This window comes from Streptomyces fagopyri (genome assembly GCF_009498275.1).
Classification (GTDB): domain Bacteria; phylum Actinomycetota; class Actinomycetes; order Streptomycetales; family Streptomycetaceae; genus Streptomyces; species Streptomyces fagopyri.
Genome location: NZ_CP045643.1, coordinates 7,013,863 through 7,031,710, shown reverse-complemented (window position 1 = coordinate 7,031,710; position 17,848 = coordinate 7,013,863). Strand labels below are relative to the sequence as shown.

Here is a 17,848-nt window from a genome sequence, read left to right as displayed (position 1 = left end):
GCGGAGTCGGTCGGCACCGTCCCCATCTGCCCCGCCGCGCCCCCGCGTACACACGCGCCACGGGCGCCACGGGCGCTACCGCCCGCGCTCAGGCGGTCCGGGGGTGCCGGATACGCTCGGAACTGCGCATTGGAACCCGTGAGCGAAGAGAGCAACGCCGTGACCCACCCCTTCCTGGACCTCGCCCCGCTGAGCGCCGCGCACTTCGCGTCGATCGAGGACCGCGTGGCACGGCTGCTCTCCACCGAGCAGGACGTCGTGATCACACAGGGCGAGGCGCTGCTGCCGCTGGAGGGGGCGATCCGGGGCACCGCCGGGCCCGGCACGACCGCGCTCAACGTGATCACCGGACCGTACGGGCAGACCTTCGGGGACTGGCTGCGGGACTGCGGGGCCACGGTCATCGACATCGCGGTGACGTTCCACACCGCGGTGACGGCCGCGCAGGTGCGTGCCGCCTTCGCCGAGCACCCGTCGATCGACTTCGTCTCCCTGGTGCACGCGGAGGCCGCGACCGGCAACACGAACCCCGTCGCGGAGATCGGCGAGGTGGTGCGCGAGCACGGCGCGCTGTTCTACCTGGACGCCGTCGCGTCGATCGGCGCGGAACCGGTGCTGCCGGACGCGTGGGGCGTCGACCTGTGCGTGATCGGCGCGCAGAAGGCGATGGGCGGGCCGGCCGGTGTCTCCGCCGTGTCCGTGAGCGAGCGGGCGTGGGCGCGGATGGCGGCCAATCCCGGAGCACCCCGGCGGTCCTACCTGTCCTTGCTGGACTGGAAGGAGCGGTGGGTCGACGGCGGGCGCAAGGCGTTGCTCCATGCGCCGGCACAGCTGGAGATGCTGGCGCTGGAGGCGTGTGTCGAGCGGATCGAGGGTGAGGGGCTCGACGCGGTGATGGACCGGCACGCCTCGGCCGCGGCGGCGACCCGGGCGGGGGCGGTGGCTCTCGGCGGGGGGCTGGAGCCGTTCGTGCACCGGGCGGGGGACGCGGCGCCGGTCGCGACGACCCTGCGGGTGCCGGCCGGGGCCGACGCGACGGTGCTCGTCGCCAGGGCGCTGGCGGCGGACCCGGTGCTGCCGCTGGCCGCGGGCGGGGGTGCGCTGGCGAAGGAGATGATCCGCGTCAACCACTACGGTCCGGACGCGACGCGGGACGTCGTGCACTCGTGCCTCGCCGCCGTCGGCGCCGCTCTGGCCGAGTCCGGACACGCGGTGGACCTGGAGGGGGCCCGGCGTGCGGTGACGGAGGCGTGGGGCGGCCGGGGGTGAACCTGGAGCAGGAGACCGGGAGCCGCGCCCACGCCGGGCGCACGCCGGGAGCCGGAACGGGGAACCGGGCGAACGTCGGCCGGCCCTCCGCCCGGCTCCCCGCGCCCGGCGCCCGTCTCACGACTCCCCTGATCCCCGGCCCGGCTCCCGGCTCTCCTTGCCCGCCGCCCGGTTCCCGACCCCCTGGTCCTTGACCCGGCTCCCGGCTCCCCTCACCTGACGCCTGTCTCCCGGCTTCCCCGACCGTCGGCCCGGCCCCCCGGCCCCCTGACCCTCCGCTTCCGGATCGCGGCCCTCGGCCCGACCTGGCCCGACCGCCCGCTCCCGGCCCCGCCGCAGCTACCCTTCGCCCTCACCCTTCGGGGGTTCGCCCGCGGCCCCTCCTGCCGTCCGCCCGGCCCCGTCCTCGGGCACCGGGCGGCCCGCCTGCCCGGTGGCCGGTCCGGGTTTCACGTGGAGGATGTCGCGGGCCTGTTCGGCGGCGCGCGCGATGCTCTCGGAGACGAAGTCGAGGAAGCGGGCGATGTTCTCGAGGCGGACGGCGGCCGGGGTGCCCGGGCCCAGGACGACGACGCCTTGCCGTGTGGTCTCGACGAGTTGGGCGGTGGACCGGGCGCTGGCCATCATCGACCGGTACCAGATGTCGTCGTCGACGATGTACCGCTCGCGGCGGCTTTCGTCGCGCTCCCTGCGGACCAGGCCCTGGCTCTCCAGGAACGCGATCGCCTTGGAGATGGACGCCGGGCTGACCTGGAGACGCTGGACGAGTTCGGACGCGGTGAGACTGCCCGCGTCGCTGATGCAGAGGCAGGCCAGCACGCGGGACATCATCTTGGACATGCCCGACTGCATGATCACGGTGGTGAACGTCTCCTCGTACTCGCGCACCGCCTCGGCATCGCGCCCGTGGGGCTGCGCGGGCGCCTCCGCCCCCTGCGGCGCGGCCTGCCTGCGGCGGTGGGCGCGGCGCTCGGTGGCGCGATGGGCGAGATCGGCGCGGTACGCGGTCGGGCCGCCGTTGCGCATGACCTCCCGGGTGATGGTCGAGGTCGGACGGTCGAGACGTCTGGCGATCTCCGCGTAGGCGAGGCCGTCGGCCAGTCCCAGCGCGACCTGCTGACGTTCCTGCTGGGTGAGTCTGCCTCCCGGCATCGCGGTCTCCTTATGGTCCGTGGTGCCTCCACCATAGCGTTCACCCCCATTTCATTGCAACGAGCAAGATACTCGCTGTTGCATTAGACTCAAGGTCATTGCAATGAAATATCGCCTCTCACCTGCAATATCGACCCACACGCGCAACGAGAATGTTGCCGGATCATTGAATGCAACGTAGCGTTTCTCTCAACGGAAACAGCGAGCCACATGAGCCCGCGCCGCGGAAAAGGAGAGCACGATGCAGAAGTTCGACACCCCCGCCCCCGTCTCGGCCGTCCTCGACATCCCCGCGGGACGCGTCCGGCTCGTCGCCGCCGACCGGGCCGACACCACGGTCGAGATCCTGCCGGCGGACGCCTCGAAGAGCCGCGACGTCGAGGCGGCGGAACAGACCGGGGTCACCTACGGCGACGGCGTCCTGCGGATCGAGACCGCGGCGGCGAAGAACCGGATCCTCGGCGCTTCCGGATCCGTCGAGGTGACGGTCCGGCTGCCCGCCGGCTCCCGCGTCGAGGCGAGGGCGGCCGGCGCCGAGCTCCGGGGTGTCGGACGGCTCGGTGACGTCACCTTCGAAGGCGGGCAGGCCACGGTCGAGCTCGACGAGGCCGGGAGCACCCACCTCACCGTCCTCGCCGGTGACGTCTCCGTCGGCCGGCTGAACGGCCCCGCGCAGATCAGCACCCGCAAGGGCGACATCCGCGTCACCGAGGCCGTGCGCGGCGCGGTCACACTGCGCACCGAGCACGGTGGGATCTCGGTCGGCGCCGCCCACGGAGTCTCCGCGTCCCTGGACGCCGGCACCGGCTACGGCCGGATCCACAACGCTCTCCGGAACACCGCCGGCGCCGGAGCCGGCCTGACCATCCGGGCGACCACCGCCTACGGCGACATCTCCGCCCGCGCCCTCTGAGAGACGGAGCACCCCCGGGGCGGTGCGCGCCGACACCCGTCGGCGCGCACCGCCCCGTTCGCGCGCGAAATCCCGCGACACATCCGCGGAGTCGGCGCTCCACGCATTCGATACACTTATTCGGATATCAATTCAGCGTAGGCTCCCATATTCTTCTGCCCGCTTTCCCTGCCGCTAAACGCAAAGATTTAGCGAACGCCAACCGACATGATCCGGGCAGATCTCATGGCCATTACATCGCTGTGACACACTCCACAGGACGTCCGGTTCCTCCCCTAATATACGGACAGAACTACTGTTATAGGCACCCGCTGAGCAGGCGTACAGCGGCGCGGGATAACACACGATCACTCCGCGCGTAACCCGCTTCGGCGATGCATTTTCGAATTTCCATCGGTAAATTCAAGCCGCATGACCGCCGCACCGACAGACCTGCCAGCGGAATTCCTGGAAATGCCGGAAGGCCTTCGGATCGACCGTCCGGAGGTGGCCGACGGGGCCGCCCTCTGGCGCATCGCCAAGGACTCCGAGACCCTCGACCTGAACTCCTCGTACAGCTATCTGCTGTGGTGCCGCGACTTCGCCGGCACCTCGGTGGTCGCACGCGACACGGCGGACCCGGAGGGGCTCCCCGTCGGTTTCGTCACCGGGTACGTCCGGCCCGAGCGCCCGGACACCCTGCTCGTCTGGCAGGTCGCCGTCGACGCCTCGCACCGCGGACGCGGACTGGCCGCGGCCCTGCTCGACGGACTGACCGCGCGGGTCGCCCGGGAGCGGACGATCAGCGGGGTCGAGACCACCATCACGCCCGGCAACATCGCCTCCGAGCGCCTCTTCACCTCGTACGCCGCCCGCCACGGCGCGAGTGTCGAGCGCGAGGTGCTGTTCGGGTCGGGGCACTTCCCGCACAGCCCCGACGGGCCCCACGACCCCGAAGTCCTGTACCGCATCGGTCCCCTCTCCCTCTGACCCCCCACGCACCGAGGAGCGATTCCGCCGTGACCATCACCCCGCCCGACCTGAGCGTCTTCGAGACCCTGGAGTCGGAGGTGCGCAGCTACTGCCGCAACTGGCCCACCGTCTTCGACCGGGCGCAGGGCAGCCGGATGTACGACGAGGACGGACACGCGTACCTCGACTTCTTCGCCGGCGCCGGTTCCCTCAACTACGGGCACAACAACCCGGTACTCAAACGGGCCCTGATCGACTACCTGGAACGCGACGGCGTCACCCACGGTCTCGACATGTCGACGACCGCCAAACGCGCGTTCCTCGAGGCCTTCCAGAACCTCGTGCTGCGCCCGCGTGACCTGCCGTACAAGGTGATGTTCCCGGGCCCCACCGGCACCAACGCCGTGGAGTCAGCGCTGAAGCTGGCGCGGAAGGTGAAGGGGCGCGAGGCGATCGTGTCCTTCACCAACGCCTTCCACGGGATGTCGCTCGGATCGCTCGCCGTCACCGGCAACGCCTTCAAGCGCGCGGGCGCCGGGGTGCCGCTCGTGCACGGCACCCCGATGCCGTTCGACAACTACTTCGACGGCCAGGTGCCGGACTTCCTCTGGTTCGAACGCCTGCTGGAGGACCAGGGGTCCGGCCTCAACCAGCCCGCCGCGGTCATCGTGGAGACCGTCCAGGGCGAGGGCGGCATCAACGTCGCCCGGCCCGAGTGGCTGCGCGCCCTCGCCGACCTGTGCAGGCGGCGGGACATGCTGCTGATCGTCGACGACATCCAGATGGGCTGCGGACGGACGGGGGCGTTCTTCTCCTTCGAGGAGGCGGGGATCGTGCCCGACATCGTGACCGTGTCCAAGTCCATCAGCGGCTACGGCCTGCCCATGTCGCTGTGCCTGTTCAAGCCCGAACTGGACATCTGGGAGCCCGGCGAGCACAACGGCACCTTCCGCGGCAACAACCCCGCGTTCGTGACGGCCGCCGCGACCCTGGAGACGTACTGGTCGGACGGCTCCGCCATGGAGAAGCAGACCCGTGCCCGCGGCGAGCAGATCGAGCAGGGCCTGATCTCCATCACCGAGGAGAATCTCGCCGACGTCCGGGAGTACCGGGGGCGCGGGCTCGTCTGGGGGCTGGAGTTCCACGAGAAGGCACGCGCGGGACGCGTCGCGCAGCGCGCCTTCGAACTCGGGCTGCTCATCGAGACGTCGGGGCCGGAGAGCGAGGTCGTGAAACTCCTCCCGGCACTCACCATCACCCCCGAGGAACTCGACGAAGGCCTGCGCACCCTCGCCCGCGCCGTGCGCGAGACCCTCTGAGACCCACCCCGAACCCCGCACCCGAGCCACGAGAGAGAGGCATCGCAGCATCGTGATAGTCCGTTCGTTCAAGGACATCGAAGGCACCGACCGGCACGTGAAGTCGGCCTCGGGCACCTGGGAGAGCAAGCGCATCGTCCTCGCCAAGGAGAAGGTCGGCTTCTCCGTGCACGAGACGATCCTGTACGCGGGCACGGAGACGTCGATGTGGTACGCCAACCACATCGAGGCCGTCGTCTGCGTCGAGGGCGAGGCCGAACTCACCGACGACGAGACCGGGTTCACGTACACGATCACACCCGGCACCATGTACCTCCTCGACGGGCACGAGAGGCACACGATGCGGATCAAGGAGGACTTCCGCTGCATCTGCGTCTTCAACCCGCCCGTCACCGGGCGCGAGGACCACGACGAGAACGGCGTCTACCCGCTGCTCACCGAGGAGGTGTGAAACGCCCATGACCACCCTCACCGATCTCTACCCCAGCCGCGGCGCCACCGAGGTGTCCGTACCCCGCCAGGACCCCGTCCTGTGGGGTGCGCCGGACGCGCCCGGCCCGATCACCGGCTCCGAGCTGCTCGCGTACGAGCGCGACGGCTTCCTCCCCGTCGAGGAGCTCCTCGACGAGGACGAGGTCGCCGTGTACCGGCAGGAGCTGGAGCGGATCGTCACCGATCCCGCGATCCGCGCGGACGAACGCTCGATCGTCGAGCCGAAGTCGCTGGAGATCCGGTCCGTCTTCGAGGTGCACCGGATCAGCGAGATCTTCGCCCGTCTCGTCCGCGACGAGCGCGTGGTCGGGCGGGCCCGGCAGATCCTCGGCTCGGACGTCTACGTCCACCAGTCGCGGATCAACGTCAAGCCGGGCTTCGGGGCCAGCGGGTTCTACTGGCACTCGGACTTCGAGACCTGGCACGCCGAGGACGGGCTGCCGAACATGCGCACGGTGTCCGTGTCGATCGCGCTGACCGAGAACTACGACACCAACGGCGGTCTCATGATCATGCCGGGGTCGCACCGGACGTTCCTCGGCTGTGCGGGGTCCACCCCGAAGGACAACTACAAGCAGTCGCTTCAGATGCAGGACGCGGGTACGCCGTCCGACGAGGCGCTCACCGGCTTCGCCACCCGGCACGGCATCAAGCTCTTCACGGGCCGGGCCGGTTCGGCGACCTGGTTCGACTGCAACTGCATGCACGGCTCGGGCGACAACATCACCCCGTTCCCGCGCAGCAACGTCTTCATCGTGTTCAACAGCGTGGAGAACGCGGCGGTGGAGCCCTTCGCGGCGCCGGTGCGCAGGCCCGACTTCATCGGCGCCCGCGACTTCACCCCCGTGCGCTGACCACGGACCGCCCGTGCGTTGAGCACGGACCGCCTCGTGCGCTGAGTGCGCGGAGCACGGACCGCCCCGGCCCGCCGATCACGGCGGCCCGGGGCGCCGCCTTCCCGTACCGGGGTGCGGGAAGGCGGCGCCCCGGGCCGCCTTCCCGCACCCCGGTACGGGAGCGCGGGCCGGCAGCCCCCCGGGGCTCAGGGACGCAGAGCGTCCAGCAGCCGGTCGACGTCGGCGGGTGTGTTGTACAGGTGGAAGGCGGCGCGCAGGTTGCCCGCCCGGTCGGAGACCTCCACCCCGGCCTCGCTCAACTCCGGCTGCAGACGCCCGAGTCCGGGCACGGAGACGATCGGCGAGCCGGGCGCGGGCACCGGTTCGTGGCCGAGCTCCCGCAGCCCGGCGCGGAACCGGTCGGCGAGGCCCAGGTCGTGGGTGCGTACGCGCTCCACCCCCAGCTGCTCGAGGAGCTCCAGCGAATGGCGGGCCCCCGCGTACGAGAAGAGGCTGGGACTCTCGTCGAACCGCCGTGCCGAGTGGGCGAGTTCCTCGACCGGTCCGTAGCAGCTGTCCCAGGGCGCCTCCCCCGCGACCCAGCCGGCGAACAGCGCGGTGAGCCCGCCGAAGTCTTCCGGGACGACGAGGAACGCGACGCCCCGGGGGCAGACCAGCCACTTGAAGGCGACGGAGGAGACGTAGTCGTAGGCGCCCGCCGTCAGCGGCAGCCAGCCGGCCGCCTGGGACGCGTCGACGTACGTCCGCGCGCCGTGGGTCCGGGCGGCCTCCCGGATCGCCGCCAGGTCCGCGACCCGGCCGTCGGCGGACTGCGCCGCGCTGACCGCGACGAGTGCGGTGCCGGGTCGTACGGACTCGGCGAGCCGCTCCAGCGGTACGGCGCGCACCTTGAGGTCGCCGCGGACGTGGAAGGGGTTCACCACGGAGCTGAAGTCGGCCTCGGCGGTGAGTACTTCGGCGCCGGCCGGCAGCGCGGCGGCGATCAGTCCGCTGTAGACGGCGACCGACGCCCCGGCCGCCACCCGGGCCGCCGGGACTCCGGCCAGCCGCGCGAACGACGCGCGGGCGGCCTCGACGTCCGCGAACATGTCCGCGGGCCGTCCGGCGGCGACGGACGCGACGGCGGTACGCATCGCCTCCACCGCGCGGACCGGCAGCAGTCCGGTGCTCGCGGTGTTCAGATAGGTGTTCTTCGGGGCGAACTCGGCGCGTACGAGGCTCTCGAAGGTCTCCATGGGACCTACTCTGCGGCTCCGGGAACCCCCCGTCCATTGCGGACTTCTTTCCGGTTCCCCCAACGACCGCTTATGCAAGCCCCCCGACCAGGGCTTTTCACTGCTGCGGCACGGCGCATCCGTCCGGGCCGCAGACCTCCGCGTCGGCGGAGCCCTGCTGGATCAGCCGCAGTGGCGGACGCTCGCCCCAGGCCTGGGTCAGCGCCTGTGTGAACACCTCGGCGGGCTGGGCGCCGGAGACACCGTACTTGCGGTCGAGGACGAAGAACGGTACGCCGTTCGCGCCCAGCTCGGCCGCCTCGCGCTCGTCGGCGCGCACGTCGTCGGCGTACGCCCGCGGGTCGGCGAGGACCGCGCGGGCCGCGTCGGCGTCGAGTCCGGCGGCGACGGCCAGCTCGACGAGCCGCTCCTCGTCACCGAAGACGGTCCGCTCCTCGGCGAAGTTCGCCCGGTACAGGGCGCCGATCAGCTCGTCCTGCCGGCCCTGCTCCTTGGCGAAGTGCAGGAGGCGGTGCATGTCGAAGGTGTTGCCGTGGTCGCGGTCCCGGGTGCGGTAGGCGAGGCCCTCGGCGGCGGCCTGCGCGCCCAGGTTCTCCTCGCCGGCCTGCGCCTGCGCCTCGCTCATGCCGTACTTCTTGGTGAGCATCGCGAGGACCGGCTGGACGTCACCCTTGGCACGGCCCGGGTCGAGCTCGAAGGAGCGGTGCACCACTTCGACCTCGTCGCGGTGCGGGAAGGCGTCGAGCGCCTTCTCGAAGCGCGCCTTTCCCACGTAGCACCAGGGGCAGGCGATGTCGCTCCAGATCTCGACGCGCATGTCTCGGCTCTCTCCAGGTCGTACGGGTACGGGGATACGGCGGCACCCTCCGCGGGTCCTCGTGCGGAAACGTTCAGGCGGCCGGGTTCATTCCCCGGGCACGGTGTACCGCAGGAAGAGGTGGTGGTCGCCCTCGGCCGGCGGGTTCTCCGGGTCCGGGAACCAGCCCCGGCGGGCGTAGAAGCCCTGCGCGCGTGCGTTGCCGGCGTGCACGTCGAGGGTGGCCGTCCGCATCCCGTCGGCCTGCCACTCCTCCACGCAGGCCGCGTGCAGGGAGGTACCGATGCCCTGGCGCCAGCGGTCGGGGGCGACATGGAACTGGAAGAGCTTCACGGAGTCGGCGGGCGCGCCCTCGTCCGTACGGAAGGAGGCGATGCCGGCCAGGCGGCCGTCGCGCACCGCGCACAGCACATGGGTGTCCGGGCGCTCGATGGCGCCGCGCCAGCGCGCCGGCCAGTCGAGACCGTCCTCGGGCAGGCCGTCCGGGTAGTAGGTGGCGCGGGCGCGGACATGCAGATCGGCGATGGCGGCGGCCTCGCCGGCCAGCGCGGTCCTGATCACGAGGGAGCCGGCGGTGCGGTGCGTTCTGATCACGCAGCGGAGGACGTGGTGGCGGGGGTTCCGGTTCCGGCCGGACCGGGCCGGACGCGGCACCGCGCTCCCGCCACGCAGGTGCGCGCTCCCGACGGGCTCCCGACGGTCAGCTGCCGTCCCTCAGGTCCTGGGGCCAGTTCGGGCGGAACTCGATGCCGTCGTACGTGACCACGCACCCCTCCCCCATCGGGGACTGCGTCATGAAGCCGACCAGCGCGTCGGACGTCTCCTTCTCGTCGCCCAGCGTGAAGAGCCGGATGAAGGTCCACTTCGTTCCGTTGCGGGAGGCGTGGAAGGCGAAGGCGCGGCCGGTCCTGCTGATTCGCAGCCAGACGGAACTGCCGTTCACGGAGAAGGAGTTGGCATCGTCGGAATGACCCCGGGTGACCACCGTGCAGACGGTCGGCACATCCGGGGAGTACTCCAGGCAGAGTTTCGCCCAGGCCCGCTCCCCCACGTGGACGTAGAGCACGCCCGCGTCGAAGGAGGCCCCGAAGCCGACCGTGACCCGGGCGATCAGCTGGAAGTCCCCCTCGGGGGCGCCGAGCAGCCGGGGCGCGTCCGAGGCGGGGTCCAGGGCCTCGCCCGTGGGCGGCACGAAACGGTCCTGGCGGCCGCCGGCCCAGCCCGCGAGCACCCCGTCCTCGTAGGACCAGTGTCCGTCCGGGCCGTACGTGCGCAGGGGGAAGGGAAGTTCAGGAAGTTCCAGGTCCATCCGCCAAGTCTCCCAGGTCCACCGCGGCGCGCCCGAACGGGGCGCACCCGGGCCCGCCGACCGGCCGGGTCGGGCCCGCGGCCCCGCGGGCCCGGGTGCGCCTCGTCCGGAGCTCTCAGCGCTCCAGCCGCCCGTTGAACCGACGCGGCAGATCCAGCGGGTTGTCGTCGCGCAGTTCGGCCGGCAACAGCGGCTCGGGAGCGCCCTGGTAGGCCACCGGCCGCAGCCACCGCTCGATCGCCGTACCGCCGACGGACGTCGACGTGGACGTCGTCGCGGGGTACGGACCACCGTGGTGCTGGGCCGGGGCGACGGCGACGCCCGTCGGCCAGCCGTTGACCACGACGCGCCCGGCGAGCGGCGTCAGCTCGGCGAGGATCTCGGCGCCACGCCCCTCGCCGGCCGCCTCCTCGGCGGAGAGCTGCACGGTGGCGGTGAGGTTGCCGGGCAGCCGGGACAGCAGCGCGCCGGCCTCGGACTCGTCCTCGTAGCGGGCGATCACGGTGAGGGGGCCGAAGCACTCCTCCAGGAGCAGGTCGTGCTCGCCGGCCGTCGCGAGCTTCCGCGCGGGCACGGTCAGGAAGCCGGGGCTCACCGTGTGCTCGCCGCCGGCACCGGGGGTCACCGGGGCCTCCACGCCGGGGAGACCGGCGCGCTCGGCGACCCCGGCGACGAAGTTGTCGCGCATGCGGTGGTCGAGGAGGACACCGGAGTCGGTGTTGCTGACGGCGTCCGTGAGCGACTTGAGGAGCCGGTCACCGGCCGCGCTCGCCGGGGCCAGCACCAGGCCCGGCTTCACACAGAACTGGCCGACGCCCAGCGTCATCGAGCCCGCGAGTCCGGCACCGATCGCCTCGGCACGCTCGGCCGCCGCGGCCTCGGTGACGACCACGGGGTTCAGGGAGCCGAGTTCGCCGTGGAAGGGGATCGGCACGGGGCGCGCGGCCGCCGCGTCGAAGAGCGCCCGGCCGCCACGGACGGACCCGGTGAAGCCGGCCGCCGCGACCAGCGGGTGCCTGACGAGTTCGACGCCCGCCTCGAAGCCGTGCACCAGGCCGACGACACCCGCCGGGATGCCGTGCCGGCCGGCGGCCCGGCGCAGGACGGCCGCGACCAGCTCGGAGAGCGCCGGGTGGTCGGGGTGCGCCTTGACCACGACCGGGCAGCCGGCCGCCAGCGCGCTCGCGGTGTCGCCGCCCGCGACCGAGAAGGCGAAGGGGAAGTTCGAGGCCGAGTAGACGGCGACGACACCCAGCGGCACCTTGTAGCGGCGCAGGTCCGGGATCGGCGGGGTCGCCGTGTCGTCGGGGTGGTTGATCACGACGTCGAGGAACGCGCCCTCGTCGACGATGTCCCCGAAGGCCCGCAACTGGTAGCAGGTGCGGGCGAGTTCGCCGGTGAGCCGGACCGGGCCGAGCGCGGTCTCCGCGTCGGCGGCCTCGACGAGCTGGTCCTTGGCCCCTTCGAGCAGGTCCGCGGCGGTACGCAGGAAGGCCGCGCGCGCTGTGCGGTCCACGAGGGAGCCCCGGGCGGCGTGTGCGGCGCGGACGGTCTCGTCGACCTCCTGGGCCGTGGCCTCCACCGCAACCTGCTCGCGCTGCTTCCCGGTTCGGGGGTCGACACTCCAGACTGGTGCTGCTGCCACCGGGGGTCCCTCCAGATGTGATGCCGCGGTTCTTGTGTCACCGACCAGTGGCGTTCGATATACTGAACGCTGTCTCTGATGGTGAATATGATGCGGAGACTATTTCCCGTCCAACGAGGGGGTCAAGGGCGATGTCGGCAGGCGAGACAGGCGGCGGAGCGCAGGTCAAGTCCGCGGTGCGGACCGTGGAACTGCTCGAATACTTCGCGGGCCGGCCCGGTATGCACTCCCTGGCCGCGGTCCAGGAGGCCGTCGGCTATCCGAAGTCCAGCCTGTACATGCTGCTGCGCACCCTCGTGGAGCTCGGCTGGGTGGAGACGGACGCGACGGGCACGCGGTACGGCATCGGCGTACGCGCCCTGCTGGTCGGTACCTCGTACATCGACGGCGACGAGGTGGTGGCCGCGGCCCGGCCCACCCTGGACCGGCTGTCGGACGACACCACCGAGACCATCCACCTGGCGCGCCTGGACGGCACGAACGTCGTCTACCTCGCCACCCGCCAGTCCCAGCACTACCTGCGCCCCTTCACCCGGGTGGGCCGCCGTCTCCCGGCGCACTCGACCTCGCTCGGCAAGGCGCTGCTCGCCACCCACACCGACGAGCAGGTCCGCAAGATGCTCCCGGAGACGCTGCCCGCCCTCACCGAGCACACGATCACCGACCGGGAGAAGCTCATCGGCGAGCTGCACCAGGTGCGGGAGCAGGGCTTCGCCGTGGACCGCGAGGAGAACACCCTGGGGCTGCGCTGCTTCGGCGTCGCGATCCCGTACCGCACCCCGGCCCGGGACGCGATCAGCTGCTCGGTGCCGGTCGCCCGGCTCACCCCCGCGCACGAGCAGATGGTCAAGGACGCCCTGTTCGACGCCCGCGACCGGCTGACGCTCGCCACCCGGAGGCTCTGAGCCATGGAGGTCGCGCTCCGCCCGGTCCACGACAGCGACCTGCCGGTCTTCTACCGGCAGCTGAACGATCCGGAGTCCCTCCGGACGGCCGCGTTCACCCCCAGGGACCCGGCCGATCGCGAGGCCTTCGACGCCCACTGGAAGCGTGTACGGGCCTCGTCCGGCGCGCTGTCGCGCGCCGTCCTCGCGGACGGCGACGTCGTGGGCAGCGCCGCGGTGTACGGGGAGCCCGGCGAGCGCGAGGTCACGTACTGGATCGACCGGGCCCACTGGGGCCGGGGCATCGCGACGGCCGCGCTGCGGGACCTGCTGGCCGAGGTGCCGGAACGCCCGCTGTACGCGCGCGCCGCGGCCGACAACGCGGGGTCGTTGCGGGTCCTGGAGAAGTGCGGGTTCCGGATCACCGCGCGGTCCCGTGGGTACGCGCACGCGCGCGGCGAGGTCACGGACGAGGTCGTCCTCACCCTGGCGAGCCGCCCCGGACCTTCATGAACGGCGCATGAGAATCGCGGGCGGCGGGGAACGATTCCCGGCCGCCCGCCGTCCTTCTGGGAGGAATGAACAAGACGATCAGGCGTGCCGCCGTCTTCACCATGCTGCTCGTGCTCTCCCTGCTGGTCAGGGCGACCTGGGTGCAGTTCTACGACGGCAGGGCACTCGCGGACGACAAGAACAACCGGCGGAACGCGATCGAGCAGTACGCGAACCCGCTGGGGAACATCATCGTGGCCGGCGACGCGATCACCGGTTCCGCGCAGACGAAGGGCAGCGACCTCAGGTACAAGCGCACGTACACCGACGGCCGCCTGTACGCGGCTGTCACGGGCTACAGCTCGCAGGTGTTCGGGGCGACCCAGCTGGAGGGCGTCTACCGGGACCTGCTGGACGGCACCGACAACCAGCTCAAGAACCCGCTCGACACGGTCACCGACAAGCGCGCCGATCCGGGTGACGTGGTCACGACGATCGACCCGGACGTGCAGAAGGCGGCGTACCGGGCGCTCGGCGGCAAGAAGGGCGGGGCCGTCGCCATCGACCCCGAGACCGGCAGGATCCTCGCCGCCGTCTCCACCCCGTCGTACGACCCGTCGCTGCTGAGCGCCGGCGACTCGGCCGCCTGGAAGAGGCTGACGAAGGACCCGGACAAGCCGATGACCAACCGGGCGCTGCGCCAGCCGCTGCCGCCGGGGTCGACCTTCAAGCTGGTCGTCGCCGCGGCCGCGCTGGAGGACGGGCTGTACGCGGACGTGGACGAGAAGACGGACAGCCCGAACCCGTACACGCTGCCGAACACCACGACCGTCCTGAAGAACGAGAACACCTCCGCGCCCTGTGCGAACGCCCCGATCCGTGTCGCGCTGCAGTACTCCTGCAACAACGTCTTCGCGAAGATGGCCGTGGACCTCGGCCAGGACAAGCTGCGGGCGATGGCCGAGAGGTTCGGCTTCAACGACACCTCGCAGGACGTGCCGGTGCGGGCGTACCCGAGCGTCTACCCCTCGGACATGGACAAGTCGTCCACGGCGCTGACGGGCATCGGCCAGTACGACGTCACCGCGACCCCGCTCCAGATGGCCATGGTGTCGGCGGCTATTGCCAACGGCGGCAAGCTGGTCTCGCCGCACATGGTGACGCAGACCAGTGACGCGGACGGCACTGTGGTCAGGAACTACGACGACAGTCCGGACACCGAGGAGATCGTCAGCCGGTCGACCGCCGAACAGCTCCAGTCCGCGATGCGCACGGTCGTCGAGGACGGCACGGGCACCAACGCGCGCATCCCCGGCGCGACGGTGGGCGGCAAGACGGGGACGGCCCAGCACGGCGAGAACAACAGCAAGACGCCCTACGCCTGGTTCACGTCGTACGCGAAGTCCGACTCGAACGGCAAGGAGGTCGCCGTCGCGGTCATGGTCGAGCAGTCCGACGCGGCCCGTTCCGAGGTCAGCGGGAACGGTCTGGCGGCCCCGGTGGCCCGGGCGATGATGCGGGCGGCGCTGAAGGACTGAGGCGCCGCGCACGTCACGGGGCCGCCCCGCTTTCCCGGGGCGGCCCTTCTCGCGTGCGGTCACTTGACGCCGAACAGCTGCCTCACCGGATCGATCGCGAAGTACACGAGGAAGAGCGCCGACACCGCCCACAGCAGCCAGTGGACCTCACGGAGCTTGCCGCGCACCGCCTTGATCACGACGTAGGCGACGAAACCCGCGCCGATGCCGTTGGTGATCGAGTAGGAGAACGGCATCGCCGCGATGGTGAGGAACGCGGGAATCGCGATCTCGTAGTCGTCCCATTCGATGTGCTTGACCTGGGTCATCATCAGGAAGCCGACCGCGACGAGGGCGGGGGCCGCCGCCTGGAGCGGGACGATGGTGAGCAGCGGGGTCAGGAACAGGGCGAGAGCGAACATGCCGCCGGTGATCAGGTTCGAGAAGCCCGTCCGCGAACCCTCGCCGACCCCGGCCGCGGACTCGATGTACGCGGTGTTGGACGAGGCGGAGGCCGCGCCGCCCGCGACCGCCGCGGCGCCGTCGATGAACAGCACACGGCCGATGCCGGGCACCTTGCCCTCGTCGTCGAGCAGCCCCGCCTCCGCGCTGATGCCGACGATCGTGCCCATGGCGTCGAAGAAGTCCGACAGGATGAGGGTGAAGATCAGCAGGATGACCGTCAGGGCGCCGGTCTCGCCGAAGCCGCCGAACAGGCTGAAGTGACCGACGAGCCCGAAGTCCGGGGCGGCGACCACGTCGGAGGGGATCTTCGGCGTGGTCAGGCCCCAGCTCTTGATGTCGGCCGCCGAGTTGATGATCACGGCGACGACGGTCATCGTCACGATGCTGATCAGGATGGCGCCCTTCACCTTGCGCGCCATCAGTCCGATGGTGAGCAGCACGCCGAGACAGAAGACCAGGACGGGCCATCCGGTCAGTGAGCCCGTCGCGCCCAGTTGCACCGGCACGGTGGTGTTCGCGATGTCCGGGATGCGGCTGACGAAGCCGGCGTCCACGAAGCCGATGAAGGCGATGAAGAGTCCGATGCCGACGCCGATGGCGTGCTTCAGCTGTTGCGGGATCGCGTTCATGACCGCTTCGCGCAGTCCGGTGAGGACCAGGACGCAGATGATCACGCCCTCGATGACCACCAGGCCCATGGCGTCGGGCCAGCTCATCAGCGGGGCGATCTGGAAGGCGACGACGGCGTTCAGTCCGAGGCCCGCCGCGATCGCGAGCGGCAGATTGCCGCCCACCCCCATGATGACGGTCATCACCGCGGCCACCAGCGCGGTGGCCGTGACGAGTTGGCCGCTGTCGAGGTGGTGGCCGAACTTGTCCTTGGCGCTGCCGAGGATGATCGGATTCAGGACAAGGATGTAGGCCATCGTGAAGAACGTGGCGAATCCGCCGCGTATCTCCCGGCCGAACGTGGAACCCCGTTCGGAGATCTTGAAATACCGGTCGACGCTGTTCGTCGCCGGTGGCACGGGACTTGGCCGCTCTGTCACCTTCTGCGCTTCGGACATGGCGATACTCCTCGTAACCTGCGTGGCGGGTGTGCGGATGCTGGCTGGATTGTTCCCGCGTCGGACCGCTTTCAGGTTTTCCCTGTGTTACGGAATCAGGCCCGGCCCGCCATGGGCCGTTCGAGCCCCCGGACGAACACGGCCGTACGCGCACGTCCCACCCTCATGGGGGGCTCCACTTCCCCGAGACGGAACCCGGGGACCGTATACGCGCCGGGCCTTCCCGGCACGCGCTCCACGGCCCCGGGGGCGACAGGTGGCGGGTGACCGGCGGGGGCTACAAGTGGCGTGCGGCCGGCGGGGGCTGGAGGTTGCGGGTGACCGACAGGTGGTCCTCGGCACTGATTCGTGCCGCGGGACAACCATCCGCCTGGATTCCCCGTCCTTCCCAGTGCGTGGAGGAAGCACACCGGTCGACGGTTCCACGGGCTCGGTTCCACGGGCTCGACTCCGCCGGGCCCGGTGCGTCGTTCGACCCCATGGATCTGCTGGCCTGAGCCCCCCTCGGAGCCAGTCAGAGGAGCGCCCCCGCCGGTGACGACCGGCGGGGGCGTTCGCCTTGTCCCACGAGTGCGGGTGAGCGTGCGTCAGCTGACGAAGTACGTCGGGTTCGGCAGCTTGTAGGTCTTGTCCGCGTAGCCGCCGTCGAGGTCCGAGTACTGGTCGCCGAAGTTGGCGACGATGTCGTACCCGAGGGACTCGATGTGCTTACGGGTGCCGGCCTTGTACTGCACGGTGGTGCAGTTCCAGGCAGCGGCCGTGGCACAGGAGCTCAGGTACGCGGGCGGGTTGGCGGCGTCCTTGAGGAACATGTGGGCGGAGTCCAGGTTGACGTCGGCGCCGACCTTCTTCAGGTTCGCGACCGCGTCGGCGCGCTGCGACTCCTTCAGGCCCGAGTTGTAGAAGACCTCGACGCCCTTGGACTTCGCGTACGCGACCAGCTCGGGGGTGCCGAAGACGGCCGGCCGGTCGGCCTGGGCCACGTACGACGCCCACGTGGCGGAGTTGTACGTGTAGTTGGTCTTCTTCTCGTAGTCGAGGGAGAGCAGCAGCGTGTCGTCGATGTCGAAGACGACCGCGGGCTTCTCGCCCCGGTGCCGCGCCTGGTGGGCCGCCTTGTCGATGTGGCGCCTGGCGTCGGTCTCCAGGCGGGCCAGGTCCTCGGCGTACCGGCTGGTGGCGGAGGCCTGGTACACGCCGTTGCTGTCGAGCGTGGTGCCGTAGTAGGTGTCGATGTCCTTGACCAACACGCCGATGTTGTACGGCTCGTGGGTCGAGTTCGCCGTGGACTGTCCGGCGGTGGCGACACCGGTGCCGTAGAGCGCGGCGCCGGCGACGGCACAGGCGGCACCGACGGCCGCGACTCTGAGGGACTTCCGCATGGGTTCTCCGGATCTGGTGAGTCGGGTGCCCATCTGTCGAGCACCAGGTCGGAGACTGTCTACGCGCATCACTCACGACACG

The 17,848-nt window shown here is 70.9% G+C and carries 17 protein-coding genes; 9 read left to right on the top strand and 8 right to left on the bottom strand.

The window, feature by feature from the left end; translation table 11 throughout:
* The first annotated feature begins 138 nt into the window (after positions 1–138).
* Entirely contained in the window at positions 139–1,269 is a 1,131-nt protein-coding gene (locus GFH48_RS30365) for a pyridoxal-phosphate-dependent aminotransferase family protein (RefSeq protein WP_228121027.1), read from the top strand.
* A gap of 339 nt (positions 1,270–1,608) precedes the next feature.
* Here GFH48_RS30365 and GFH48_RS30360 read toward each other — a convergent pair whose 3' ends face one another.
* A complete protein-coding gene (locus GFH48_RS30360; RefSeq protein ID WP_153291294.1) occupies positions 1,609–2,421 on the bottom strand; it encodes a GbsR/MarR family transcriptional regulator in 813 nt (270 codons plus the stop codon).
* 241 nt (positions 2,422–2,662) lie between these two features.
* Here GFH48_RS30360 and GFH48_RS30355 point away from each other — a divergent pair, with 241 nt between their 5' ends.
* From GFH48_RS30355 to thpD, 5 genes are all read left to right on the top strand, one after another.
* Positions 2,663–3,334 (top strand): DUF4097 family beta strand repeat-containing protein, encoded by a 672-nt coding sequence (locus GFH48_RS30355; protein WP_153291293.1) that lies wholly within the window; start codon positions 2,663–2,665, stop codon positions 3,332–3,334.
* Positions 3,335–3,745: 411 nt separating this feature from the next.
* Positions 3,746–4,303 carry a diaminobutyrate acetyltransferase gene (gene ectA / locus GFH48_RS30350; protein ID WP_153291292.1) on the top strand — a complete coding sequence of 186 codons (558 nt, stop codon included), beginning with the start codon at positions 3,746–3,748 and terminating at the stop codon, positions 4,301–4,303.
* A gap of 29 nt (positions 4,304–4,332) precedes the next feature.
* Positions 4,333–5,604, top strand: coding sequence for a diaminobutyrate--2-oxoglutarate transaminase (gene ectB, locus GFH48_RS30345; protein ID WP_153291291.1), 1,272 nt, complete (start codon positions 4,333–4,335; stop codon positions 5,602–5,604).
* A gap of 52 nt (positions 5,605–5,656) precedes the next feature.
* Positions 5,657–6,055 (top strand): ectoine synthase, encoded by a 399-nt coding sequence (locus GFH48_RS30340; protein ID WP_153291290.1) that lies wholly within the window; start codon positions 5,657–5,659, stop codon positions 6,053–6,055.
* Between the two features lie 7 nt (positions 6,056–6,062).
* Positions 6,063–6,950 (top strand): ectoine hydroxylase, encoded by an 888-nt coding sequence (thpD, locus tag GFH48_RS30335; RefSeq protein ID WP_153291289.1) that lies wholly within the window; start codon positions 6,063–6,065, stop codon positions 6,948–6,950.
* Between the two features lie 188 nt (positions 6,951–7,138).
* Here the strand turns inward: thpD and GFH48_RS30330 are convergent, their stop codons facing one another.
* The 5 genes from GFH48_RS30330 to GFH48_RS30310 all read right to left on the bottom strand — a co-directional run bounded on the left by GFH48_RS30330 (position 7,139) and on the right by GFH48_RS30310 (position 11,959).
* Positions 7,139–8,188, bottom strand: coding sequence for an aminotransferase class V-fold PLP-dependent enzyme (locus GFH48_RS30330; protein WP_153291288.1), 1,050 nt, complete (start codon positions 8,186–8,188; stop codon positions 7,139–7,141).
* A gap of 97 nt (positions 8,189–8,285) precedes the next feature.
* The gene (locus GFH48_RS30325) at positions 8,286–9,005 is read right to left on the bottom strand and encodes a DsbA family oxidoreductase (RefSeq protein WP_153291287.1); all 720 of its coding nucleotides are present in this window, start codon (positions 9,003–9,005) and stop codon (positions 8,286–8,288) included.
* Positions 9,006–9,092: 87 nt separating this feature from the next.
* Positions 9,093–9,596: a GNAT family N-acetyltransferase gene (locus GFH48_RS30320; protein WP_407698726.1), complete on the bottom strand. Its 504-nt coding sequence runs from the start codon at positions 9,594–9,596 to the stop codon at positions 9,093–9,095.
* A 109-nt stretch (positions 9,597–9,705) separates the two neighbouring features.
* Positions 9,706–10,314: a DUF1349 domain-containing protein gene (locus GFH48_RS30315; protein ID WP_153291286.1), complete on the bottom strand. Its 609-nt coding sequence runs from the start codon at positions 10,312–10,314 to the stop codon at positions 9,706–9,708.
* A 115-nt stretch (positions 10,315–10,429) separates the two neighbouring features.
* A complete protein-coding gene (locus GFH48_RS30310) occupies positions 10,430–11,959 on the bottom strand; it encodes an aldehyde dehydrogenase (NADP(+)) (protein ID WP_153291285.1) in 1,530 nt (509 codons plus the stop codon).
* A gap of 131 nt (positions 11,960–12,090) precedes the next feature.
* Between GFH48_RS30310 and GFH48_RS30305 the strand changes: the two genes are divergently transcribed.
* From GFH48_RS30305 to GFH48_RS30295, 3 genes are all read left to right on the top strand, one after another.
* Positions 12,091–12,864: an IclR family transcriptional regulator gene (locus GFH48_RS30305; protein WP_153291284.1), complete on the top strand. Its 774-nt coding sequence runs from the start codon at positions 12,091–12,093 to the stop codon at positions 12,862–12,864.
* Positions 12,865–12,867: 3 nt separating this feature from the next.
* On the top strand, positions 12,868–13,356 hold the full coding sequence (locus GFH48_RS30300; protein WP_153291283.1) for a GNAT family N-acetyltransferase: 489 nt from the start codon (positions 12,868–12,870) through the stop codon (positions 13,354–13,356).
* A gap of 65 nt (positions 13,357–13,421) precedes the next feature.
* Positions 13,422–14,873 carry a peptidoglycan D,D-transpeptidase FtsI family protein gene (locus GFH48_RS30295; protein ID WP_153291282.1) on the top strand — a complete coding sequence of 484 codons (1,452 nt, stop codon included), beginning with the start codon at positions 13,422–13,424 and terminating at the stop codon, positions 14,871–14,873.
* 59 nt (positions 14,874–14,932) lie between these two features.
* On the opposite strand, the gene GFH48_RS30290 is transcribed toward GFH48_RS30295, so the two are convergent.
* Positions 14,933–16,384, bottom strand: coding sequence for an NCS2 family permease (locus tag GFH48_RS30290; RefSeq protein WP_153291281.1), 1,452 nt, complete (start codon positions 16,382–16,384; stop codon positions 14,933–14,935).
* Between the two features lie 587 nt (positions 16,385–16,971).
* A complete protein-coding gene (locus tag GFH48_RS30285) occupies positions 16,972–17,766 on the bottom strand; it encodes an HAD family acid phosphatase (RefSeq protein WP_153291280.1) in 795 nt (264 codons plus the stop codon).
* Between the last annotated feature and the right edge of the window lie 82 nt (positions 17,767–17,848).